19 protein-coding genes are annotated in these 23,314 nt (G+C 65.1%); 13 read left to right on the forward strand and 6 right to left on the reverse strand.

All coding sequences use genetic code 11. From position 1 onward, the window contains the following. Positions 1 to 227 precede the first annotated feature (227 nt). The 3 genes from K1X74_18510 (at position 228) to K1X74_18520 (ending at position 3,154) form a co-directional block, all read left to right on the forward strand. Positions 228 to 1,100, forward strand: coding sequence for an ABC transporter permease (locus K1X74_18510; protein MBX7168335.1), 873 nt, complete (start codon positions 228 to 230; stop codon positions 1,098 to 1,100). A 24-nt stretch (positions 1,101 to 1,124) separates the two neighbouring features. Next, the gene (locus K1X74_18515; protein MBX7168336.1) at positions 1,125 to 1,970 is read left to right on the forward strand and encodes an ABC transporter ATP-binding protein; all 846 of its coding nucleotides are present in this window, start codon (positions 1,125 to 1,127) and stop codon (positions 1,968 to 1,970) included. 107 nt (positions 1,971 to 2,077) lie between these two features. After that, positions 2,078 to 3,154 (forward strand): MlaD family protein, encoded by a 1,077-nt coding sequence (locus K1X74_18520; protein ID MBX7168337.1) that lies wholly within the window; start codon positions 2,078 to 2,080, stop codon positions 3,152 to 3,154. A 9-nt stretch (positions 3,155 to 3,163) separates the two neighbouring features. Here the strand turns inward: K1X74_18520 and K1X74_18525 are convergent, their stop codons facing one another. After that, a complete protein-coding gene (locus tag K1X74_18525) occupies positions 3,164 to 3,841 on the reverse strand; it encodes a PEGA domain-containing protein (GenBank protein MBX7168338.1) in 678 nt (225 codons plus the stop codon). A gap of 272 nt (positions 3,842 to 4,113) precedes the next feature. On the opposite strand from K1X74_18525, the gene K1X74_18530 reads away from it, so the two are divergent. The 4 genes from K1X74_18530 to K1X74_18545 all read left to right on the forward strand — a co-directional run bounded on the left by K1X74_18530 (position 4,114) and on the right by K1X74_18545 (position 9,641). Continuing rightward, complete coding sequence (locus K1X74_18530; GenBank protein ID MBX7168339.1) at positions 4,114 to 5,472, forward strand: protein phosphatase 2C domain-containing protein; 1,359 nt, start codon at positions 4,114 to 4,116, stop codon at positions 5,470 to 5,472. A gap of 201 nt (positions 5,473 to 5,673) precedes the next feature. Next, entirely contained in the window at positions 5,674 to 7,275 is a 1,602-nt protein-coding gene (locus K1X74_18535) for a HAMP domain-containing protein (protein ID MBX7168340.1), read from the forward strand. Next, a complete protein-coding gene (locus tag K1X74_18540) occupies positions 7,169 to 8,638 on the forward strand; it encodes a sigma-54 dependent transcriptional regulator (protein MBX7168341.1) in 1,470 nt (489 codons plus the stop codon). The genes K1X74_18535 and K1X74_18540 overlap by 107 nt, the downstream gene beginning before the upstream one ends. 58 nt (positions 8,639 to 8,696) lie before the next feature. Continuing rightward, complete coding sequence (locus K1X74_18545) at positions 8,697 to 9,641, forward strand: SPFH domain-containing protein (GenBank protein MBX7168342.1); 945 nt, start codon at positions 8,697 to 8,699, stop codon at positions 9,639 to 9,641. Between the two features lie 43 nt (positions 9,642 to 9,684). Here K1X74_18545 and lexA read toward each other — a convergent pair whose 3' ends face one another. Both lexA and metG read right to left on the reverse strand, forming a co-directional pair. Further along, positions 9,685 to 10,293 carry a transcriptional repressor LexA gene (gene lexA, locus K1X74_18550; protein ID MBX7168343.1) on the reverse strand — a complete coding sequence of 203 codons (609 nt, stop codon included), beginning with the start codon at positions 10,291 to 10,293 and terminating at the stop codon, positions 9,685 to 9,687. Positions 10,294 to 10,495: 202 nt separating this feature from the next. Continuing rightward, on the reverse strand, positions 10,496 to 10,846 hold the full coding sequence (gene metG, locus K1X74_18555; GenBank protein ID MBX7168344.1) for a methionine--tRNA ligase subunit beta: 351 nt from the start codon (positions 10,844 to 10,846) through the stop codon (positions 10,496 to 10,498). A gap of 289 nt (positions 10,847 to 11,135) precedes the next feature. Here metG and K1X74_18560 point away from each other — a divergent pair, with 289 nt between their 5' ends. The 5 genes from K1X74_18560 to K1X74_18580 all read left to right on the forward strand — a co-directional run bounded on the left by K1X74_18560 (position 11,136) and on the right by K1X74_18580 (position 18,746). Next, entirely contained in the window at positions 11,136 to 13,883 is a 2,748-nt protein-coding gene (locus tag K1X74_18560) for a tetratricopeptide repeat protein (protein ID MBX7168345.1), read from the forward strand. Then, entirely contained in the window at positions 13,880 to 14,227 is a 348-nt protein-coding gene (locus K1X74_18565; protein ID MBX7168346.1) for a nucleotide pyrophosphohydrolase, read from the forward strand. The genes K1X74_18560 and K1X74_18565 overlap by 4 nt, the downstream gene beginning before the upstream one ends. Positions 14,228 to 14,289: 62 nt before the next feature. After that, the gene (locus K1X74_18570) at positions 14,290 to 16,557 is read left to right on the forward strand and encodes a hypothetical protein (GenBank protein MBX7168347.1); all 2,268 of its coding nucleotides are present in this window, start codon (positions 14,290 to 14,292) and stop codon (positions 16,555 to 16,557) included. A gap of 49 nt (positions 16,558 to 16,606) precedes the next feature. Beyond that, positions 16,607 to 17,533 (forward strand): ABC transporter ATP-binding protein, encoded by a 927-nt coding sequence (locus K1X74_18575; GenBank protein ID MBX7168348.1) that lies wholly within the window; start codon positions 16,607 to 16,609, stop codon positions 17,531 to 17,533. Positions 17,534 to 17,558: 25 nt separating this feature from the next. Next, the gene (locus K1X74_18580) at positions 17,559 to 18,746 is read left to right on the forward strand and encodes a DUF1559 domain-containing protein (protein MBX7168349.1); all 1,188 of its coding nucleotides are present in this window, start codon (positions 17,559 to 17,561) and stop codon (positions 18,744 to 18,746) included. Between the two features lie 109 nt (positions 18,747 to 18,855). Here K1X74_18580 and K1X74_18585 read toward each other — a convergent pair whose 3' ends face one another. The 3 genes from K1X74_18585 to K1X74_18595 are packed head-to-tail and all read right to left on the reverse strand — an operon-like array spanning position 18,856 to position 22,496. Then, the gene (locus tag K1X74_18585) at positions 18,856 to 19,698 is read right to left on the reverse strand and encodes a Cof-type HAD-IIB family hydrolase (GenBank protein ID MBX7168350.1); all 843 of its coding nucleotides are present in this window, start codon (positions 19,696 to 19,698) and stop codon (positions 18,856 to 18,858) included. A gap of 5 nt (positions 19,699 to 19,703) precedes the next feature. Continuing rightward, the gene (locus K1X74_18590) at positions 19,704 to 21,539 is read right to left on the reverse strand and encodes a TIGR03960 family B12-binding radical SAM protein (protein ID MBX7168351.1); all 1,836 of its coding nucleotides are present in this window, start codon (positions 21,537 to 21,539) and stop codon (positions 19,704 to 19,706) included. Positions 21,540 to 21,593: 54 nt separating this feature from the next. After that, complete coding sequence (locus K1X74_18595; GenBank protein MBX7168352.1) at positions 21,594 to 22,496, reverse strand: cyanophycinase; 903 nt, start codon at positions 22,494 to 22,496, stop codon at positions 21,594 to 21,596. 215 nt (positions 22,497 to 22,711) lie between these two features. Between K1X74_18595 and pcm the strand changes: the two genes are divergently transcribed. Further along, positions 22,712 to 23,314, forward strand: a 603-nt coding sequence (gene pcm / locus K1X74_18600; GenBank protein MBX7168353.1) for a protein-L-isoaspartate O-methyltransferase, incomplete at its 3' end; no start/stop codon positions are given.

Raw genomic sequence — 23,314 nt, forward strand, 5'->3', positions numbered from 1 at the left:
CCCCGGGCGCCCGCGCTCCTCACCAGCGGACACTCATCAGGCCGCCCGGCGAAATGTCGGGCGGCCTGTTGCTTGCGCCGGCAAGGTTTTCGCGCCTTACCTCAACGGGTCATTCGCCCAAGTCGCAAGAATCGTTACGATCGATTCAAGACCCCGGGATGTCGTGTCGAAACTAGGGACCGGCGCGCCCGGAGTGCGCCCGTGCCTGCATGCACTGCTGGTGAACCATGGCCACTGCCCGCCGCTCTCCGCCCAGTACCGCCGCTTCGTGGCAGCCGATTCAGGCCACGATCGATTGGATTGCGCGGTTCGGCGAGCTGCTGCTCAACTGGGTGGCCGCGATCGGCGACGTTTCGGTCTTCATCATGCGGACCTGCGTCTGGCTGCTCACACGGCTGCCCTGCCGCGAGACATTGCTGCCGAATTTCTACCAGATCGGCGTGCTCAGTCTCCCGGTGATTGCGTTGACGGGCACGTTCATCGGCATGGTGCTCGCCGTGCAAAGCTACGACCAATTCCGCTTGATCGGCATGGAAACTCGCCTGGGCGCGGTGATCAATCTGACGCTCGTCCGCGAGCTGGGCCCCGTGCTGGCGGCCACGATGCTCGCTGGGCGCGTCGGCAGCGCGATGGCCGCCGAGTTGGGCACGATGCGAGTCACCGAACAGATCGACGCGCTGGCCAGCATGGGCGCCAACCCGATCCATTACCTCGTCGTGCCGCGTTTCCTGGGCTGCCTCGTGCTGATCCCGTCGCTGACGATCATGGCCGACTTCATGGGCATCGTCGGCGGCTTCTTTTACAGCAGCATCCTCCTGGGGATCGACTCGCACCACTATTGGAGCAACACGCACAAGCTGGTCGGCGTGTTCGACCTGTTTGCCGGCGTATTCAAGAGCCTGTCGTTCGGGGCGGCCATTGCCCTGATCAGTTGCCACCGGGGCTTCAATTGCGATCCGGGCGCCGAAGGCGTGGGCCGTGCCGCGACCGGCGCATTCGTCTATTCGTTCGTCGTCATCCTGCTGTTGGACCTGGGTCTGGGCATCCTCCTGAACGGCATTTACTACACGCTGTGGCCCGAGGCCGGCAAACTGATCTGAACCGGTCCTCCAGGGCACTTCGCCATGCACACACCGCACTCAACCGACGAACGCCCACTCGTGGAAATCCGCGATCTGCATGTCACGTTTGGACGGCAGCCGGTGCTGCGCAAGATTGACCTGGGGATTCCGCGCGGACAGACCTTGGCGGTCATCGGCGAGAGCGGCTGCGGCAAGACCGTGCTGATGAAGACGATCATCGGCCTGGTGCGACCGACGTCCGGCGAGGTGTTGTTCGACGGACGCAATCTGAACCGCTTGGCCGATCGCGAACTCACCGAGCAGCGCATGCGCTTCGGCTTCGTGTTCCAGGGCGCGGCGCTGTTCGACAGCATGAGCGTGGCACAGAACGTCGCCTTTCCGTTGCGCCAACACACCTCGAAGAGCGATCGCCAGATCAGCGAGGTCGTCAATTCCCGGCTGACCGAGGTGGGCCTGCCGCTCGCTGTGCGCAACAAGAAGCCGGCCGAGTTGTCCGGCGGCATGCGCAAACGCGTGGGCCTGGCCCGCGCGCTGGTGCTCGAGCCCGAGATCATTCTCTACGATGAGCCGACGACGGGGCTCGACCCGATCATGAGCGACGTCATCAACGAGCTGATGATCCGCACGAAAGAAAACAACCCGGTGACGAGCGTGATCGTAACGCACGACATGCACTCGGCCCGCAAGGTGGCTGACCGGATTGTCATGCTGTACCCGCTGGCACGGCTGCGCCCGGACGAGTCGCAGGTGATCTTTGACGATCGCCCGCGCGAAATCGATCGCGCCGCGGACCGGCGCGTCGGGCAGTTTGTACGAGGTGAAGCCGGCGAGCGATTGATGGAAATGAGCGAGAGCCAAATGCAATCCCTGGAGCAGGTCGGCACCTGAATGCACGCTTCCCTGGCGCCGGCATTGCTGTCAGCGCATCGGGGAGACACGGGTCATGGCAGCGGGCGCGATCCCGCCGCCCCTGGGCCGCGTAGAATCGAATAGTCATGGATGATCGCGTCGTACAATTTCGTGTCGGGGTGATGGTGCTCGCCACGTTGGGCATCACGGCGATTCTCGTCGTGTTGCTCGGCGGCCGGCCGACACTCGGGCTGAGCACGTACCCGATCGTCATGAATTTCCGGCAGGCTCCCGGCGTCACGGCCGATACGCCTGTGCGCAAGAGCGGCATTCTCATCGGCCGCGTCACGCGGACCTGGTTCGCCGATGACGGCAGCGTCAACGTCCGCGCCGAGATCTATTCGAACGTCAAGCTGCACGGCAACGACCGGCCGCGCATCACGTCGACCTTGCTCGGCGACGGTGCCTTGGAATTCACCGTGGTCGACGACAGCAAGCTGCGCGATCCCAAGCTGAAAGACCAGATCATCCCGCCGAACTCGATCATCGCCGGCAGCGTGACCAGCGATCCCTTGGCGGTGTTGGGCAACATCGAAGGCGACCTGACGTCGGCGATTACGTCGATCGCGCGGACCAGCGATCAGATCGGTCGTCTGGCCGGCGAAGTGGCCGACCTGGTCGAAGGCAATCGCGAGCAGTTCTCACGCGTGGCCGACAAGCTCGAGGTAACGCTGGGCAGCGTCGAATCGGCAGCCGGCGGCGCCCGGCAGGTGCTGGGCGACGAAGAGCTCCAGGAAAACCTGCGCGCCACGATCAAGGAATTCCCGGCCGTGCTGCAGGACTTTCGCGACACGATCAAGCAGGCACAGCAGTCGATCGCCAGCCTCGAACGAAATCTGACCAACTTCGAGGGTCTCACCCGGCCGCTCGGCGAACGGGGCGAAGAAATCGTCGGCAACATTCAACAGGCCAGCAGCCGCTTCAACTCGCTGCTCGACGAGCTGACCCAATTCACCCGCTCGATCAGCCAATCGCAGGGCTCGTTGGGTATGTTGCTGAACGACCAGGACCTGTACCACAACCTGAACCAGGCGGCCGAGAACCTGAATTACGTGCTGCAGGAAACCCGGCCCGTGCTGCGCGATGTGCGCGTGGTGACCGACCGCGTGGCCCGGGAGGGCGTTCTGCACAGCGAACTGCAGCGCCGTAGCGGCGTAAAATAGCCGCTTAGATTAGTAAGGCGAGCCCGACCGCGGCTGCTGCGGCGTGACCGACGGCGGCGCTGGTACCACGGGTGGCGGAGCGAAATTCCCATTCGGCGCGGCCAGCGGTGCCGTGCCATTGGACGGCGCCTGCAGCAGGGGCGCCGGTGCCTGAAGCTGCGGCGCTGCCGGTGGCGGCGAAAGCGCCGGCGGCAACAAGCTCCGTGGTCCTGGCGGCACCAATTGCGGTGGCGCCGGGGCAGGGGCGGGCAAAGGCAGCGTGCCGCTAGGGAGCGGTGCGCCAACCGGCGCGCTCGATGCGGCGCTGGCTCGTGTCACTTGGCGCAGATTCTCGGCCCGGCCGAGCAATTGATCGCTGGGCACGATGACCTGCGGCACCAATTGATAGTCGAGCACGCGTTCGTCGCGAATCTCCCAAGGCACGAGGTTCTCGCTGACGAACTCGGCCACCGGGTATTCGTACCAGGGAGTCTTGATCGGCTGCTGGACTGTCAGTGTTTCATAGCCGTCTTTGACGAGGCGGATCTTGCGCGTGCCGTAGTAGATGTAGTCGGTCGCTACCGGCGTGGTGCCGATCTCGTAATCGTCGATGTAGACAAGCGCCCCCGGCGGGTTGCTACGGACCGTCAGCCGGCGCTGGACGCAGCCCGGTGCGGCGCAGACCAGGCTGGCAACCGCGAACACCATCGCGCAACGGCCAAGGGCCGGACGTCGAGGGGCGGGCGGCGACGTAAAACGACGGCTCGTCATGACGCAGGTCGCGTACGGATTTCGGCGGGGCGAATGCCCAAAAAGACAGGCCACGGGCGTTCCCCAGACCAAGCGGTATACCGCTTGACCGGGACCGTGGGGTGGCGGAGTATAGCGAGCCCCGCGACGGGAACCTAGACCGACCCCGTAAGACGCTCCCCGCGTTGCTATCCCGCGTTGCGCTGCGGGGCTACAATAGCAGCGATGGCGTGCGCCAGTCGTTGCCCGCAGGGGCATTTTGCGACGACGGCCGTGGCAGTTGGACGTTCGACATGCATCAGCCGGCTCCAGAATGGAACCACGGAATCGACTACGCCACGGCGAGCGACATCGGGCTGCGACGCACGAATAACCAAGACTCGCACGTTGTCGTCCTGGCCGGCACGCCCGAAATCTATGCCCAACGCGGCCATTTGTTCATGGTGGCCGACGGGATGGGCGCACACGCCGCCGGCGAATTGGCCAGCAAGCTGGCCACGGATAGCGTGCCGCACGCCTACCTGAAACTCGTCGATGCTGCGCCACCCGAGGCGTTGCGTGGTGCCGTCGTCGAGGCCAATCACGAGATTCATGGCCGTGGCCAGGCCAACGTCGAGTTTCACGGCATGGGCACCACGGCCACGACGCTCGTGTTGCTGCCGCAGGGAGCGCTGGTCGCACACGTGGGCGACAGCCGCGTGTACCGACTTCGAGAGGACCGGCTCGAGCAGCTCTCGTTCGACCACAGCCTCGTCTGGGAAATGATCGCCAGCGGCCAGATTCCCAAGGACCAGGTGCCCGCATACGTGCCCAAGAACATCATCACCCGATCGCTGGGCCCCAGCGCCGAGGTGAATGTCGATATCGAGGGGCCGTTCCCCATTCAGTCGGGCGACACGTACCTGCTGTGCAGCGATGGCCTGACTGGGCAGGTAAGCGACGAAGAGTTGGGCACGCTGCTGGGATGCCTCTCGCCGAAAGAAGCGGTCCAGGCGCTGGTCGACCTGGCCAATCTGCGCGGCGGTCCGGACAACATCACGGTGATCGTCGTCCGGGTGATGTCGCTTCCGCCGACCGCCGTCAACGGCTGGCAAGTTGCCCCTCCCACCAGCACCAAGCGGGCCGCGAGCCAGCAGGTGCCCTTGGCCGTGTGGGTTGCCCTGCCCGCGGCGGCCGTCGCGGCGATCGTGTGCGCCCTGGCGCAGGCGCCGATTCCCGCGTTCATCGCCTTGGTCGTGGCCGTCGGCCTGGCCATTCTGGCGCTGGTGCGCCGCCTGGACGTGCCCGAGGGCCAGAGTGTGCCGCTTCCCGAAGGCCGGTACGGAGCCGGCCCGCACCGCACGCAAATCTGCCAACCGAACAATTCGTTCGTCGACAAGCTGCACCAGGTGGTGCAGCAGCTTCGCGAGGCGGCGCTCGAGGAGAAGTGGGAGGTCGATTGGAGCCGGTTCGACGACTTCCAGGCCCGGGCCTTGGGTGCCGCGGAGAAAAAATCGTACGGCGAGGCCGTGCGTGAGTTTTCCCACGCGATCAGCTTCATGATGAGCGAACTGCGGCGTCAGCCTCCGCATCAGGGGCTCGCGTCTTAAGCCCCTTTGCGTCGGTGTTGCCGCTTCCGACGACGTACCTTTCGCCAGCATGCTGGCAGAGTCGCTCCTGGCCCGGCTTCCGTCTTGTGGCCGCTTCGCGCCCAGTGGTAGACTTCCGCCCCCTTCTCCCGTCCGGGTGCCAGCATTCGCCAAGGCGCCGGGGTGGGAGCCCCGGCCGGATGTCGACACGGAGGTCGCACGTTGCTGTCTCGTTGGCCCATTCGCAACAAGCTGCTGCTGGGACTGGCCCTCTTGCTGGTCATCGTATCGGTGCTGTCCGGCAGCAGTTTCATCGGCATTTACGCCTATCGCGACCTGGTCAAGACGATCAACCACCGCGTCTCCGAATTGCCGCTGGCGACCGAGCTGAGCCAACGGGCCGGAGACCTGCGGCTCAGCCTGGCCGACTCGAAAGTGCTGCGCGACATGCGCGACGTCAGCGACGGTGAAGAGCCGGCCACCGTGCAATTGGCCCGGACCGACTTCCAGGTGCGGCTGATGGAAGTGCGCACGGCACTCGATCGCTATGCGCACCAATTGATTCCGCGCGATGCCCCGGCCACGGCCATCGGCGACAGCACACGCGAATGGAACACCGTGCACAAGATCGAGCTCACGCTCGACGAAATCGACGAGCTGCAGCGATCGGAGACCTGGGTGCTCGATGCCTCGCAGGCCGGCCGGCTGGACGAGGAATTGCAGCGCCTGCAGACGCTCTCCTTCGAGCTGCCGGGCTACCTGCATCACAAGTTGTCCGACTACAAGTATGACGTCCGCGCCGCCTACCGCACGTTGATCGTGTTGACCTGGGTGGCCACGATTCTGGCGCTGGTGCTGATGGCGCTGTTCGTACACCTGTTCTACCGCTGGGTGTTTCGACCGCTGCGCATCTTGATCAAGGGGTCGCGGCGCGTGGCCACGGGGCAATTCGGCTATCGCATCCACCTCGACACGCGCGACGAGATGTCGGAGCTGGCCGAGGCCATGAACGCCATGACGACACAGTTCGAGGCCATTCGCGACGACCTCGACCGCCAGGTGCGCGAGCGCACGCAACAGGTCGTGCGCAGCGAGCAGCTCGCCAGCGTGGGGTTCCTGGCCGCTGGCGTGGCCCACGAGATCAACAACCCGCTGGCCTCGATCGCGCTGTGTGCCGAGTCGCTCGAAAGCCGCGCGGGCGAATTCCTGGCCGCCGACAACCCCGAGCGCGAGGTGGTCGGCAAGTACCTACGGATGATTCAAGACGAAGCTTTCCGCTGCAAGGAGATCACCTCGAAGCTGCTCGACTTCTCGCGGATGGGCGATATCGAGCGCCAGGACACCGACTTGCGCGAGCTGGTCACCGGCGTGATCGACATGGTGCGCCACCTGGGCAAGTACCAGGACAAACAGCTCACGCTCGTCGAAGGCCAGTCGGTCGTCGTGGCGGCCAACCCGCAAGAAATCAAGCAGGTCGTCCTCAACCTGCTGACCAATGCCTTGGACAGCGTCGACAAGGGCGGACAAGTCACCGTCGAAATCAAGGCCGCCAACCGCTTCGCCGAGTTGACCGTGGCCGACAACGGCTGCGGGATGACCCCCGAAGTGCTGAAGCACCTGTTCGAGCCGTTCTTCACCCGCAAGCGCCAGGGCGAAGGCACGGGCCTGGGGCTCTCGATCTCCTATCGCATCGTGGCCGACCACAACGGTCAGATCGATGCGGCCAGCGAGGGGCCCGGCCGGGGCTCGCGGCTGCGCGTCAAGCTGCCGCTGGCCATCACGACCAAGCACAAGGAGCTGCGCCATCGCTACCAAGCCGCCTAAGAAACTCAAGGTGCTGTTTGCCGACGATGAAAAGTCGCTGCAGAACCTGATGAGCATCGAGCTGCCTCGCATGGGCCACGAGGTGACCGTGTGCCCCGACGGGGCTACGGCGATCGCCGCCGTGACGCGCGGCTCATTCGATTGCCTGCTGGTCGACCTCGACATGCCCGGGGCCAACGGCATCGAGGTCATCACCAAGGCCAAAGAAGCGCAGCCCGAGATCGAGGCCGTGGTGCTCACCGGCAAGTCGTCGCTCGACACGGCCGTGGCCGCCTTGCGCCAGGGCGCCTTCGACTACCTGACCAAACCCTGCCGGCTGGTCGAGATCGAATCGCTGCTGAAGCGCGTTTGCGACAAGCGCGAGCTGACCAACAAATGCCGCGCCCTCAAGCGCCAAGTCGAACGCATCAGCGGCCGTTCCGAGTTGATCGGCGGCAGCCGGGCCATGCAGCAGGTCCGCGAGCTGATCGCCAAGGTCGCGCCCACCGCCTCGACAGTGCTCGTCCGCGGCGAGACAGGAACCGGCAAGGAACTCGTCGCCCGCGCCGTCCACGACCAAAGCCCCCGGGCCGAGGCACCCTACGTGGCCATCAATTGCGGTGCGCTGCCCGAGGCCTTGATCGAGAGCGAGCTGTTCGGTCACCGCAAGGGCGCGTTTACCGGGGCCGACGAGCACCGCGTGGGTATGTTCGAGGTGGCCAACGGCGGCACGCTGTTTCTCGACGAGATCGGCGAGCTGCCCAAGGCAATGCAGGCCAAGCTGCTGCGGTTCCTGGAAAGCGGCGAAATCCGTCGCGTCGGGGAGAACCAGTCGTTCACCGTCGACGTGCGCGTGGTGTGCGCCACGAACCGCGACCTGGAAGAGATGGTCGAGGCCGAAGACTTTCGCGAAGACCTGTTGTTCCGCATCAATACGTTCGAGATCCGCTTGCCCGCCCTGCGCGAACGGGTCGAAGACATTCCAGAACTCGCGACGCACCTGCTGCGGCGGTTCCGGCCGCAGGCCAGCGCCGGCGAATCGTTTACGCCAGCCGCGCTGCACTTGCTCACGGAGCACGTCTGGCCGGGCAATGTGCGCGAACTGGCCAACGTGGTCGAGCACGCCGCCATCCTCAGCAGTGCCGGGCCGATCGACGAAGACGACCTGCCGCGCAACTTCGACGCCCGGCGTCTGCGGGTACCCATCCTCCGCGCCGTCCGCCCGATGTCGCTGCGCGAGATGGAGCTGCAGGCGATTCAACACGCTTTGGAGCGCCATGCCGGCAATAAGCCCAAGGCAGCCGAAGAACTGGGCATCAGCTTGAAGACGCTGTACAACAAGCTCAACCAGATCGGCACCGGCTCGCTCGAGCAATCGGCCTGAGAGCCCCTTGGCAGGCCCCCTCGCATCGCTCGTTGGCCGGGTGCCCGGGGGAGGAACGATGATCGTCGAGCGTACGTATCAATCGCTGCCGGGTTGGCTCTTTCTCGTCGTGGTGCTCGTGCTGTTGGCGTTGGCCACGGCGCTGTTCTACGGCGCCGCCGTCTCGGACGATCCGCCGGGACGCCGGGTGTTCACGGGCATCGTCCTCGTGATCTCCGCGTTGGTGATCTCCGGTGGCTTTCAGGCGGTCGCGCCGAACGAAGCCCGCGTGCTGCTGTTGTTCGGCAAGTACCAAGGCACGATCAAGCAAGACGGCTTCTGGTGGGTGAACCCGTTTTTCACGAAGCGCAAGCTCTCGCTGCGCGTGCGCAATTTCGAGACCGGCCAGCAGGTCACCCCCGAGGTGAAAAGCCCCGAGGGCAAATTGGTCCAGGCCGCGAAGGTGACGCGGCGGCCGACCAAGGTGAACGACCGCGACGGCAACCCGGTCGAAATCTCGGCGGTGGTGGTCTGGCGCGTGGTCAACACGGCCGAGGCCACCTTCGAGGTCGACGACTACGAGGACTTTGTCCATCTGCAGAGCGAATCAGCGCTGCGCACGCTGGCCAGCCGTTACCCTTATGACAGCATCGACGATGAGTTGTCGCTGCGGCGCTCGACGGCGGAAGTTTCCGATCAAATCAAGCTCGAAATCGATGCGCGCCTGCACAAGGCCGGCGTCGAAGTGCTCGAGGCGCGGATCAATCACCTCGCCTATGCGCCGGAGATCGCGGCCGCCATGCTCCAGCGGCAGCAGGCCCAGGCGGTCGTCGCCGCGCGCACCAAGATCGTCGAAGGGGCCGTGACCATGGTCGAGATGGCACTCGACCATCTGGCCGAAAAGAAACTGGTCGAGTTGAAAGGCGATCGGCGCGCCGAGATGGTCAGCAACCTGCTCGTGGTGCTGTGCGGCGATCGGCATGCGCAGCCGGTGATCAATCTCGGCGGACATTCGCACGAGTGATACGCACCGCAGGCGCCGAGTCAGTCGGTGACCAGCGGGCAGTTCAGTCGACTTTGCGCACGACGCCGACGACCACGCCGCGCACCTGCGCATGCTTGACGTAGATCGGCTTCATCGACGAATTCGAGGGCTGCAGCCGGATTCGGTTCCCCTCGGGGAACCAGCGCTTCAGCGTCGCCTCATTCTCGTCGGTCAATGCCACCACGATCTGGCCCTTGTGGGCCGTGTCTTGGCGCCGGACGATCACATAGTCGCCATCGGCGATCTGATCCTCGATCATCGAATCGCCGTCGACCTCGAGCACGAACAAGTCCCCGCGCGCAGGGTCGAACAGTTCACCCAGGTTGAGAAACTCGGTCTGCTCAATGGCCTCGTGCAGCGTGCCCGCCGCGATCCGGCCCGCGAGCGGCAACCCGGCTTGCTCGGCCGGCTCGGTGGCCAGTTGAATGGCCCGCGACATGTTCGGTTCGCGGACGATCAGCCCCTTCTTTTCCAAGGCCTTCAGGTGGCACATCACGCCGTTGGGCGAGCTGATCTCGAATTCGGTGCCGATTTCGCGGACCGTCGGCCCGTAGCCGCGGCTGCGAATCTTGCTGCGAATGAATTCGTACACCTCGCGCTGGCGCTTGGTCAGGCGTTCCAAATCGGCCATGGCCGCTCCTTCGTAGAACCGGAGGTCGGGTGCCACCCCAGGGCTGATTGTCCCGGAATCACCAGACTGCCTGATCTACTTTAATATACGGGTGTACAGAGTCAATAGCATTTGTACACCTGTTGGATCGGCCGATGCTCACCGGCAACTGAAAAGAACGCAAAAAGGGCCTGAACGGAGCGCGCAACTGCTAGCAGCGGGGTCACTTAACCTGCGAGCCACCGGCGACTTCGCGATCCGGCCGCAGCAGTACGACCCCGCCCGTGTCGCTGGCGGCCAGCAGCATCCCTTGCGATTGCTCGCCGCGAATCGTGGCCGGTTCGAGGTTGTTGACGACGACAATCTGCCGGCCGACCAGATCACCGGGGGCATAGTGCCCGCGAATCCCGGCGACGATCTGCTTTTCGACCTCGCCCACTTGAATCTGCAGCAGCAGAAGCTTGTCCGCAGCCGGGTGCTCCTTGGCCGCCACGACCTTTGCGACCCGCAGGTCGAGCTTGGCGAAATCGGCGTAGCTCACCGGCGGCTTGGGTTCGTTCGATTGCGTGCTCATCGTCATAACTCCTGGCAACAAGACTGCTTGGGCAGCGAATCTTAGGACCCTTGGCCGCAGAGTGTCAAACCGCGATCGGATTCACGTCCGCCAGTCGTGGTGCGCAGATTTCCTTGCCCGGTTTTGCGCGGCGGGATACCGTAAACCAAAGGACAGCTTTGGGATGCGAACAACCTCTCGTCAACGGCATGCAGCCCTTCGAACGTTGCCGGCGCTCGCCGCTTGGCTGCTCGTGGCTGCCTCGATCCTGCCACCAGGCTCTGCTCGTGCTCAGCAGAGTCCGTCGCTGGTGGCCGCTCGTTCGCTGGAACTGCATGGCCAGTGGGTCGAGGCCGCCGAGCAATACGAAGCGATTGGCCAGCAGCAGCCCATTCCCGCCGCACTAGGGCAGGCCCGTTCGCTCCTGGCGCAGGGCGAGTGGGAACAGGTCGAAAAGCTCCTGCTGGCCGCGCAACAGGCTCACGCCGAGTCGGCCGAGCTGCCGGCCGAGTTGGCCGCGTACTATTTCCGGTGCGGAAAATATGGCGATGCCGCACGGTGGTGCGAAGCGGCGCGCAAGATCAACGACGATCAGCTCACCGCGCGATACGTCGGCGCCGAACTCGATCGCGTTCAGGGCCGCCTCGACGAGGCCACGGCTGGTTACCACTGGTTTGTCGACTATTACAACCAACACGACGTGAGCTCGCCCGACGAGCTGCGATGGATTGGCCTGGCCGCGGGCCAATATGCCCGCTGGCAGCGATTGCCTGACCAGTTCTCGTTTCTCGTCAACGACTTGTACCCCGCGGCCTGGGAGGCGGACCCCGAGTACTGGCCGGCCCATTATGAAGTCGGTCTCTTGTTCCTGGAAAAATACAATCAGGCCGACGCGCAGCGGTCATTCCAGCAGGCCTTGAAGATCAATCCCCATGCGGCTGAGATCCACGTCGCATTGGCAGCGTTACAGATGCAGAACTTCCAATACGACGCCGCGCGCGCTTCGCTGGCGCGAGCCCGCGAATTGAATCCGCGGTTGCTCGAGCTCCACCAGGCCGACGCCGATCTGGCGCTGGCCAATTTCGACTTGCAGGGGGCTCTGGCAGCGGTCGAGAAGGGCGCAGAGATCAATCCCGTGGACGAGGCCACCCTGGCCCGCCGCGCGGCTGCTTACGTGGCGCTCGACGGCTGCCCCGAGGATCTCACCGGCACACGGCTGGGCGGTCTGCTCGCAGAAGTCGACGCCCGCAATGCGCACGCCGGGACGTTCTACCTGGTTCTGGCAACGCGGCTCGAAGAACGCCGCAAATTCGCCGCCGCCGAGCGGTTCTTTCGCGAGGCCCAGCAACGCATGCCGCAGTTGCCGGGCGCTCAGGCAGGGCTCGGCATGATGTTCATGCGCTTGGGCCGCGAGGCCGAGGCCCAACGACTACTGAGCGAGGCCTTTGACGCCGACCCGTTTCACGTGCGCGTGAGCAACACGCTCAAAGTGCTCGACGTCCTCTCGAGCTACGCGACGCTGGAAACCGAGCACTTCACCGTCCGCTACAACCGCAAGCACGACAAGGTGCTCGCGTACAGCCTGGCGCGATACCTGGAGAGCGAGTTTCCGGCCCTGTGTACAAAGTTCGGCTACCGACCGACCGAGCGTTCGTTGTTCGAGGTGTTTTGCCGCGACCGCAATACCGACGGCCACGGCTGGTTTAGTGCACGCATGGTCGGGCTGCCCTACGTCGGCACGACGGCGGCCTGCGCGGGCAAGATGGTCGCGCTGACATCGCCCAACGACGAACAATCGCCCTACCACTGGGCCCGGGTCGCGCGCCACGAGTTCGTCCACGTGCTCAATCTGCAACAAACCGACTTCAACGTACCCCACTGGTTTACCGAGGGGCTGGCCGTCGAGACCGAGGGCTTTCCCCGACCGCAGGTCTGGAACGAACTGCTGGCCACGCGCGTGCCGCGGGGCGCGACGTTCAACCTGGACACGATCAATTTCGGCTTCATTCGGCCACAGACGAGCGCCGATTGGCACCTGGCCTATTGCCAATCGGAGTTGTGGATTGAGTACCTGTTCAACTCCTTCGGCCCGCAAGCCGCGGCCCGGCTGCTCGCGGCGTTCGGACAGACGCAAGATTCGCACCTGGCGCTCGAACGTGCCTTCAATGTCCCGGCTGCCCAGATCGAGGCCGGCTATGAGAAATTCCTGAAGGACACGGCCGCGTCGCTGACCGTGGTCGATCCGCCCGATCCACGCAGCCTTGCCGAGTTGCAACGGGCGCACGAGGCCGCGCCGGACGACGGGGACCTTGCGTCGCGGCTGGCGCTGGCGCTGATCGATCGACAGGACTATCCCGGTGCGGCCCGGTTGATCGAACCGGTCCTGGCCGCCAACCCGCGTCACGCTTTGGCGTGCTACTCCCAGGCGCGGCTGCATCTGGTCACCGGCCAGACCAAGGCGGCCAGCGAAGTCCTCGAGCGTGGGCTCGCGGCCGACAACCCGCATCCTCGCGTTCTGTTGCTGCTGGCGAGCCTGCAGCTCAAGGGCGGCAATCTCGACGCGGCCGCGGCGCTCTACGAACGCGGCCGCGCGCGCGAGCCGTGGCAGACCCGTTGGCAAGAGGGCCTGGTGCGGTGTTTCCTGCTGGCCGGCCAGACCGAGAAGCTGCGCACGGCCCTGGAACAGCTCGCCCAGCTCGATGTTGACAACCTGGTCGTCCGCAAGAAACTGGCCCGGCTGGCCATCGAGCGGCAGGATTGGCCGGAGACCCTGCGCTGGGCCCGGGAAAGCCTGTATGTTGACGTGCGCGACGTCGAGGCGCATCGTTGGGCCTGCGACGCTGCCTTGCGACTCGACGAACCCGAAACGGCTGCCTGGGAGCTGACCTTTCTGGGCGAGCTTGCGCCGGACGACGTCGCCTTGCACCGTGCGCTGGCCGCCGCGGCGGCGCAGAGCCCGAGGGCCGACGAAGTGCGCGCGGCGCTCGATCAGATCGACGCCCGGTCTGCCGATCTGCGCACCGGAACAACCGCGATTCGCATCCAGTGGGAACCATGAGCGACGAACCGACCGCCGATCGTTTGCCGCCGCCGGGCTCGTCGATCACGCTGGCCGGATTTCAGCGGCTGATTCGCGAGATGTACCTGGAAAAAGACCTGGCCCGTGGCGTCGACGGGACGTTTATGTGGCTGATGGAAGAAGTGGGCGAATTGGCCAGCGCCCTGCGCAACGGCACGCACGCCGAACGGCAAGGCGAATTCGCCGACGTGCTGGCCTGGTTGACGACGATCGCCAATGTCGTCGGTGTCGACCTGGCCGAGGCCGTGGCGCATAAGTACGGATCGGGCTGTCCCGGCTGCGGCCAATTGTTGTGCACCTGCGACGACGCGGAGAAACCATGAGGGGCAGAGCAGGGGAGGGCCCGAATCACGCGGCGCCTGGGCGTTGGCCCGCCGCGCCCTGGGTGACGTTGCTGATCGTGCTGGCGTGCCGGGGGCCGGCCGCCGCGCAGAAGCTTGATCCGCGGCCCACGTTCGTCGGCGTTCGCGTCGGCTTCGACGGCGCCTACAAGCTCGGCTATTGGACGCCCGTCGAGGTCTACCTGCGGGCCGGACGCGACAAGCTGACCGGCCATCTCGACCTGATCGTCCTTGACGGCGACGGCGCGCCGACGCGCGTGACCACCGCCGGACAGCGCCGCTTCGAGATCCCTCCCGGCGAGACCCAAGCCCTGCGGGCCTACGTCAAATTCGGCCAGGAAGATGCGGAGCTGACTGCCGAGTTCTACGACGATCGTTTGGGACGCCTGCGGTGGACCTTCGCGGGAAACCTGACCAGTGAACCCGAACAAATGCTGCCTCCTCCGATCGCGCAATCGCAGGAATTGTGGGTGGGCGTGGGACCATCCATCGGCATCGGCGAGACGATCAAGCGGTTGACCGACGACGAAGGGCGCGCGGCCGTCAACGCCGTTCAGCTTCCCGACACCAGCGGACTGCCCACGCGCTGGTACGGCTACGAGGGCGTCGACTGGCTGGTCATCGCTACCAGCAACGCTGACATTTTCCGCGAGCTTTCGCCCGAGGGGGCGCAAGCCGCGGCCCTCGAGCAATGGGTCGCGCAGGGAGGCAAGGTCCTGATCTGCGCGGGGGCCGGCGCCGCCCAGGCGCTGACGGCCGATCGGCCTCTCGCCCGACTGCTCCCCGGCCGGTTTGAGCGCACCGAGGCGCGACAAGGCTTCGACGCCGTGCGCATTGGGTCGGCGATCGAGACTTATGCCGACGCCCGCTCGCCGGTCACCGGCCTGAGCAGCGCCGACCAGGCCTCGGCCACATTGGACGTGCCGCTGTTTGCCGACTTCGACGGCACGGCCCTGGTGCGCAGCGGCGAGACGCCGCTGGTGATTCGCACGGCGCATGGCTTTGGACAGGTGACCCTGGTTGGCCTCGATCTCGATCGTCCGCCTTGGTCGAACTGGTCGGGACGGGCATCGCTGGTCGGCAAACTGCTGGGCAAGCCCACGCATGTCGCGCCGAGTGCCGTGGCGACCATGCAGCCGGGCAACCCCTATGGCATCAACGATCTGTCCGGGCAGTTGTCCGACTGCCTGGCGCAGTTTCCGAACGTCAAATTTGTGTCGTTCTGGATCATCGCGCTGCTGATCGCGGGCTACATCCTGTTGATCGGCCCCGGTGATTACTTCCTGGTCAAGCGGGTTTTCAAGCGCATCGAACTAACCTGGCTCACGTCGAGCCTGATCATCCTGCTCGTCAGCCTGGGCGCGTATTTCTTCGCTCTCTGGCTCAAGGGCGACGCCCTGCACCTCAACCAAGTCGACGTGGTCGACGTCGATACCCGTAGCGGCATGGCGCGGGGGACGACCTGGGCCAACATCTTCAGCCCGCGCATGCGGACCTACGACGTCGGCCTGGCGCCGCAGGCGCTCGACAACGGCAGTCCACCGCCGCACCAGATGCTGCTCTCCTGGCTGGGTACCCCCGGCGAGGTGTTGGGCACCATGGGCAATTCGGCGCAGGGCCTCTGGAACCGGCCATACGCCTTCCGCGCAAATCTCGAGGCGATTGTCGGCCTGCCGATTCAGGTCTGGTCGACCAAGGCCGTAACCGGCCGCTGGCAAGCACAAACCGGACCGCTACTCGAAGGCTCCTTGACCCTGGCTGCCGACGAAAGCGTCGCGGGTACCTTGACCAATCGCTGCCGGCTGACGCTCCACAAGGCGTGGCTTGCCGCCGGCGCCCGGGCGTATGAACTCGGCGAGCTCGCGCCCGGCGCCAGCGTCAACGTGACGCGCGCGACGCACTGGCTGGCGCTACGATCTTGGTTGACCGGCAAGGAGGCGATTTACGACGACGACCAACAAGAGGCCATCCAACAAGGTGGCGTGTTCAACGTCGCACAGCTCGACATGCCGAACACCGTGCGGCGGATGATGTTTTTCGAGGCCGCCGGCGGCGCCAAGGCCACGCACCTCACGAACGATTATCAAAATCACGTCGACCTCAGTGGACACCTGGAGCTCCAGCGCGCCATCGTGCTGGCCGAAATCGACGGCGCGGCAGCCGAGCTGCGCGACGGCGAACAGCCCCTCCAAGGCCAGAACGACCAGCATTGGACGTACATCCGCTTTGTGTTGCCGCTCGAGCCGGCGCCGGTCGACGCGGCGGGTCAAGCACCCGGCGACACGACGAACGAGGTGCCCCTACCGCGGTAACTGTGCTTCCCCCCAGCAACGAACTTCCATCCGAAGGCATCGTGATCCCGTGATCGAAACCCGCGACCTGACGAAACAGTACGGCGAGCTGTTCGCCATCAAGGGGCTGAACATCTCGCTCGACAAGGGCGATGTGTTCGGCTTCATCGGTCCCAACGGCGCCGGCAAGACGACTACGATGCGCATCCTGGCCACGCTATTGAACCCGACCTGGGGCGAGGCTTATGTCTGCGGCCACTCGATCTACTCCCAGCCGAAAGAAATCCGACGATTGATCGGCTACATGCCCGACTTCTTCGGCGTGTACGACGACATGAAGGTGATCGAGTACCTGGAGTTCTTCGCGGCCGCCTACCGCATCAAGGGCGTGGCCCGGCGCAAAATCTGCGACGAGGTGCTCGAGCTCGTCGACCTGGGCTACAAGCGCGATGCCCTGGTCACGAGCCTGTCGCGCGGCATGACGCAGCGGCTCGGCCTGGCCCGGGTGCTGTTGCACGATCCCCAGGTGCTGCTGCTCGACGAACCGGCCAGCGGTCTCGACCCGAGGGCCCGCATCGAGATCCGCGCGCTGCTCAAGGAGCTGCGCAACATGGGCAAGACGATCATGATTTCGAGCCACATCCTGCCCGAGCTGGCCGACATCTGCAACAAGATCGGGATCATCGAACGCGGCGAGCTGTTGGTGAACGAGGCCGTGGCCGAAGTGATGCGCCGCGTACGGCATCAACCGGTGCTGCGCGTCGCCGTCGCGGCCGATCAGACGCGGGCCAAGGAGCTGCTCGCCGCGCAGCCCAGCGTCGAGTCGGTCGAAGAGCGCGACGGCCAACTGCTGCTCACCTTGGCCCCCGGCACGACCGATTACAGCGACCTGCCCGCGGCGCTGATCCAAGCCGGCCTGCGGCTGACCTTGTTCAAGGAAGACGAGTTGAACCTCGAAACGGCCTTTATGACGCTGACCAAGGGGATCACGTCGTAAACATCATCGCGATGGCGAGGCGACCATGGGAGCTGAACGGCGGCCGATGCATTCGCTCTGCGACGTCGTGATTTCGCTTTGCCTCATCGGATTCTTGCTACTGCTGCTGCTGCCGGCCGCAAACCAAGCGCGCTCAGGGAGCAGTGCTAATTGCTTGGCTAATCTAACGAATCTTGGCAAGGCCCTGATCAGCCACGACGCGCATCATGCCGGTTTTCCTGGATACAAAAATGTCCAGGCAAGACGAACCTGGCCGATGGAAATCGTCAAGGTCGATCGCAGCGACGAGTTGGAGTATCGACTGACAAACCACGGAGGACGGCTGCCCTCGGACTTCCCACAATCAACCGGCTGGATCTTTCCCTTGCTGCCGTACCTGGATCGAGCCGATATCGCGTCCCAATTTGGACAGCCCGAAAGGGACGAGCCAGGCAGTCTTCAAGCCTGCACGCCGATCTTGCGATTCAATGTCTGCATTTGTCCGAACGACCCGTTCAAGCGCGACGAAGCACCCGCCGCTTTGAGTTATGTCGTCAACTGTGGCATGGTTGATCTGCACACCCCGGGCGATCCGAGCGCGGTTTGCGGGGACGCAGAAGGTTCGCCTGACCTGCCGGCCAATGGCGTGTTCCACTACCGCTACCCCTTCACAGACAACGACAATGCAGCCTCGACCCATACGAATGTCGCGGTCCGCGAAGTTGCGGTCTCGGCTTCCGATTTGGTGAACGGAGACGGCACGACGAACACGCTGTTGCTGAGCGAGAACGCCGACGCGGGGCTTTGGACTGACGATCACGAATGGCAGGTTGGCTTCGTCTGGGAGCCGGCCGTGATGGACGGGCACGGTGTCTGGGCCGACTCGCCTGGTGCGGTCATGCAGTCGCAAGCGCGCTCATCCGTTCTGCGTATCAACGAAGGAATGTCGCCATCGAGCGTCCGCGCGCGGGCAAGCGATACTCCCTACCGCTTTGCGCGACCATCAAGCCATCACAAGGGTGGCGTCAATGTGTTCTTCGCGGGAGGAAACGGCCGCTTGCTCTCGGAGACGATCGATCCGGTGATTTACGCTCAACTCATGAGCGTGAAAGGCGCGGCGACCGCATGGCCGCTGCCGGCAGGAAGAAAGCGAATAAGACTGGCTGAAACCGCAGGTTGGCAGAACGATTTCTCCGTGTTTGCGCGGCCACTACCGGAGAGTGCGGAATTCTAGAACTGGCGACGACGACGCATCGCGCGGGTCCACTGGGATTATTTCCTCCGGGCCAGAGCGATCTGGCCGCGGCCACGGCAACCGGACGACGCGCCGCGGCTAGATGGACCTACCGGCCTTCCAGGATCCATTCGACGACCGTTGCCAGGCCGTCTTCGGCGTTCGAGGGGGCGATACGGTCGGCGGCCGCGCGCAATTCTTCGACCGCGTTGGCCATCGCCACGCCCAACCCCGCTCCTTCGATCATCGGCAGATCGTTTACGTCGTCGCCGACGGCGCAGACCTCCTCGGCCGCGATGCCCCAGGCCTCGGCCACCTGCATCACGCCGGTCCACTTGTTCACGCCGGCCCGGGCAATTTCGCACATGTGGCCCGTATAGCGCGGGCTGCGCAGCACGTGCGTGTAGAGCGCGCCGGGGAGCAGTTGCTGCAGCTCGGCGTCCAGGGCCAGCATCGCCGCGCGTTCGCCCATGGCGAATCCGGCGAAAATGCCCGGCGGCGGGTCGTGCATCAGCGTGGGCCAGTGTCGCTCGTGGCCCGCGTTGAGCAAGAGGAATTGCGCCAGGTGCGGCTCGTCGACCGTTGCCCGCGGGCAGTAATACTCGAAGCCCTCGGCGTGCGTGTCGCCGTAGAGCAGGGCGTCGTAGCCGCGCTCGCCGACATGCGCCAGCGTGGCCCGCAGCACCTCGCGATCGAGCTCCGAGCGGAACAGCGTCTGATGTGTGGCCGGGTCCTTGATCAGCGAACCGCTGGCCGTCACCAACGGGGCGTCGATCTCCAAGGGCGTCACCAGCGGCAACGCTCGGCCATAGCGGCGCCCCGTGGCGAGGACGATCTTGATGCCCGCGGCCGCGGCACGGCGCACGGCGTCGCGCACCGCGGGCGTCAGTTGATCGTGAGGATCGACGAGCGTGCCGTCGATATCAATGGCCAGCAGGCGAATCGCGGGCATCGGCATCACACCGCGCCGGCCATGGCATGCAACTGCACGACCGACCGATCGTGCTCCTTGGCCAGGTAGGCCCGACCTTTCTTCACGTTCAAATGGTCCCAAGGCAGCCGGTCGGAAAGTTCATAGGGAGTGTGCGCGATCTGCTCGACGTCGAGCCCGCAATCAGCCAGGGCGGTCCACCATAATTCGGGCCGGAGCATCTCGGCCCAGCTATCGAGCCGCGCCCCCCGGCGCCAGGCCAACTCGATCGCGTCGCCGACGCGCCGGTCGCCGCGGCTGAGCACGCCTTCCAGCAGGCTCGTCTCGACCGGGTGGCATTTGACGTGCACCGTGCCCAAGCGGCGGCGCGTTTTCAGCAGCTTGAGGTAATGATGCGCGTCGTGGAAATACTCGCGCCGCTGCATGGCGTTCCACTGATAGGGCGTGTGCGCCTTGGGCACGAAATTCGACACGCTCGCGGTCACCTTGGCAAAGTGCCCGCGCTCTTCCTTGCCGATCCGGGCAATCTGGTCGGCCATGTCCAGGATGCCTTCGAGATCGACGCGCCGCTCGCCGGGCAGCCCGCAGAGGAAATACAGCTTCACCTGGTTGAACCCGCGGCGGAAGGCCTCGCGGCAGCCGTCGAACAGGTCCTGGTTGCTGATCTTCTTGCGGATCTGTTCGCGCATGTCGTCGCGGGCCACCTCGGGTGCGAGCGTCAGCCCGCTGCGGCGATCCGAGTTGATCAGCGTGGCCACGGTCTTGAGCGCCTCGTTGACCCGCAGGCTGGGCAGCGAGATGCTCACGCCGAGCGGATCGAACACTTCGTGCATCCGCTGGATGAGCTGCTCGAAGTGTGGGTAGTCGCTGGTCGAGAGCGACAGCAGCGAGATCTCGTTGAAGCCGGTCGAGTGGTAGCTGTCGAGCGCACCCTGCACGATCGTCTCGACCTCGCGGAACCGCAACGGGCGCTTGATGACCGTGCTCTGGCAGAACCGGCACTGCCAAGGGCAGCCGCGCATGATCTCGATGGCGATCCGGTCATGTACGCATTCGACATAGGGCACGATCGGCCGCACCGGCAACGGGATCGATTCGAGATCGGCAATCACCGACGGCTCGATCGTTTCCGGCACCTCGGGCCGCAGGCACGCCAGGCCGACTTGCCGACCGCCGGCGCCGTACTCGGGTCGATAGAACCGCGGCACATAGGCAAACGGCAGTTCGGCGGCCAGTTGCGCAAGCGCCTCTTCGCGCGCTTCACGGCTCGCGGCACCGCCCCGGGCACTGCCGACGGCCTCGCGCCAGGCGAGCCACCGCTCGCAGATCAAAGGCAGGCTCGGCTCGCCGTCGCCGGTGACGAACACGTCGATGAACGGTGCCAGCGGTTCTGGGTTTTGCACGCATGGCCCGCCGGCGATAACCAGCGGGTGCTCGAGCCCGCGCTGCTCGGCCCGCAAGGGAATCTTCCCCAGGTCGAGCATCGTCAGCACGTTCGTGTACGCGATCTCGTACTGCAGCGAAAAGCCCAGCAGGTCGAACTCGGCGAGCGGCGTGAAGGTCTCCAGGCTGTAAAGCGGCACGTCGTGCGCTCGGAGCTGCTCCTCCATGTCGGTCCACGGCGTGAACGCCCGTTCGCACGCCCAATCGTCACGGGCGTTCATCAGGCTGTAGAGCACTTGCAAGCCGTGATGGCTCATCCCGATCGTGTAGGCATCGGGAAAGGCCAGGCAGAGGCGCCCGCGCACGGCGCGATGGTCCTTGCGGACCATGTTCAGCTCGCCGCCGATGTATTGCGCCGGCGTGCGAACCTGGGACAGCAAGCGGCTCTCGACGAAGTCCTTAAGGCGCTGGTTAAGCATGCCCGGATTCTAACGGAAAGCACGCCGCTTTGCTCGCGGCGGCGCGCGGCCGCTTCAGTCCATGCCGTTGCGGGCCTCGACCTCTTCGCTGCGATGAGCGAAGCGCACCGTCCAACGTGGCGGCGCATCGGCCAGCAGCGAGACCTCGGCTTCGTCGTCTGGCTGCAAGCGATGGACCTCGCGCCGTTCGGACGAGTCCGGCTTGGGAAAGCACACCGTCACCTGGCCCGTGCCCAACACGCGGAGCCGGTTGGCACGCATCACGACGGCCGTCTCCTCGTCGACGCCGAGGCCGAGCTGTTCGGGATGGTTGTCGAGCACGCCGGTCAGGCGCGGCAGGCGGGCACGCTGGCTGAAGTGCTGATCGACCACGACGCGGTCGACCAGGCCCAGTCCGCGATCGACCACGGCCTGCTGCCGCGTGCCGTAGCGAATCATGACGCTCGACATGGCCGAGGCCCCGGCCGATGTGCCGGCGATGATGCCACCGCGTTGATGCAACTCGCGCAACAGCGTTTCGACCCGCCGCGCGCGATAGCGATCGACCAGGCGCCCTTGATCGCCGCCGGCCAGCCACACGCCCGTGGCGCGTTCCAGGGGCCTGGTGAATTCAGGCGAATCGGCCAAGACGGGATCGTCGGTATGCAGCACGGCCAGTTCGGCCACTTCGAACCGCTGCCAGCGACGCTTGAATGTTTCGCGCGCGTGCTCCGCGCTGGGCCAGGTACCGGCCGAGGGAATCACGACCAGCCGCGCGTCGCGGCCGCCGGCCAGGCGAATGAACTCTGCGACGATGTTGTCGGGCAGTTGACCACCGCCGACCAACATCAAGTGCCCCGCGTTCGGTGCCGAATCAGGCAAACCGAAAACATTCTCGCGAACGATTGGACTTGTGCCTGGCTCGGCAGATGCCGTCGCCAGGGCGATCAGGCAGGCCAGGCCCGCATGCACCATCATGGCAGACTCCCGCAATCGTCAATTCGGATCCCACACTTCCTGCGCGGACTCCGGATGCGGGGTTTAGTCTAACCACCCCAGGTGCCCCTGTCTGCATCAGCCGATTTATCGCCACGGTGGGCTGCTTTCGAGCATCCGGGGCGCATGGGGTTCCCCGCCAAGTGCTCTCGGAAGCCCAGCGGGGAGGCGCCTACAATGCGTGGAGAGAGGTGGCGATGGGGATGCGTTTTTCGGCCATGCTGCGGGAGCGTTGTGGCATGCTCACTCGCAATATTTCGATCTTACCCTTTGCTCTGGTACTCGCCGCGGGGCCAGCCGTTGCCCAAACTGCCAAGGACTACGAGCGCGCCCGGTTGCAACTGGTCCAGGAAGACATCATCGGCGCGGGCATCAAGAACCAGCGCGTGATCGACGCCATCCGTCGCACGCCTCGCCACGAGTTCATGCCGCGCAGCGAACGCAAGCTGGCCTACTACGACATGGCCGTGCCGATCGGCGAGGGGCAGACGATCTCGCCGCCCTATGTCGTCGCCTATATGACCGAGCAGCTTGACCCGCAGCCCACCGACAAGGTGCTCGAAATCGGGACCGGCAGCGGCTACCAGGCCGCGGTACTCAGCCCGTTGGTGGCCGAGGTCTACACGATCGAGATCGTCGAACCGCTCGGCCAGCGCGCGGCCAAGGCGCTGCGCGACCTGCACTACGACAACGTCCATGCCAAGGTGGGCGACGGCTTCAAGGGTTGGGCCGAGTTCGCGCCCTTCGACAAGGTGATCGTGGCCTGCTCGCCCGAAAACGTCCCCCGACCGCTGGTCGAA

The organism is Pirellulales bacterium (assembly GCA_019694435.1).
Taxonomy (GTDB): domain Bacteria; phylum Planctomycetota; class Planctomycetia; order Pirellulales; family JAEUIK01; genus JAIBBZ01.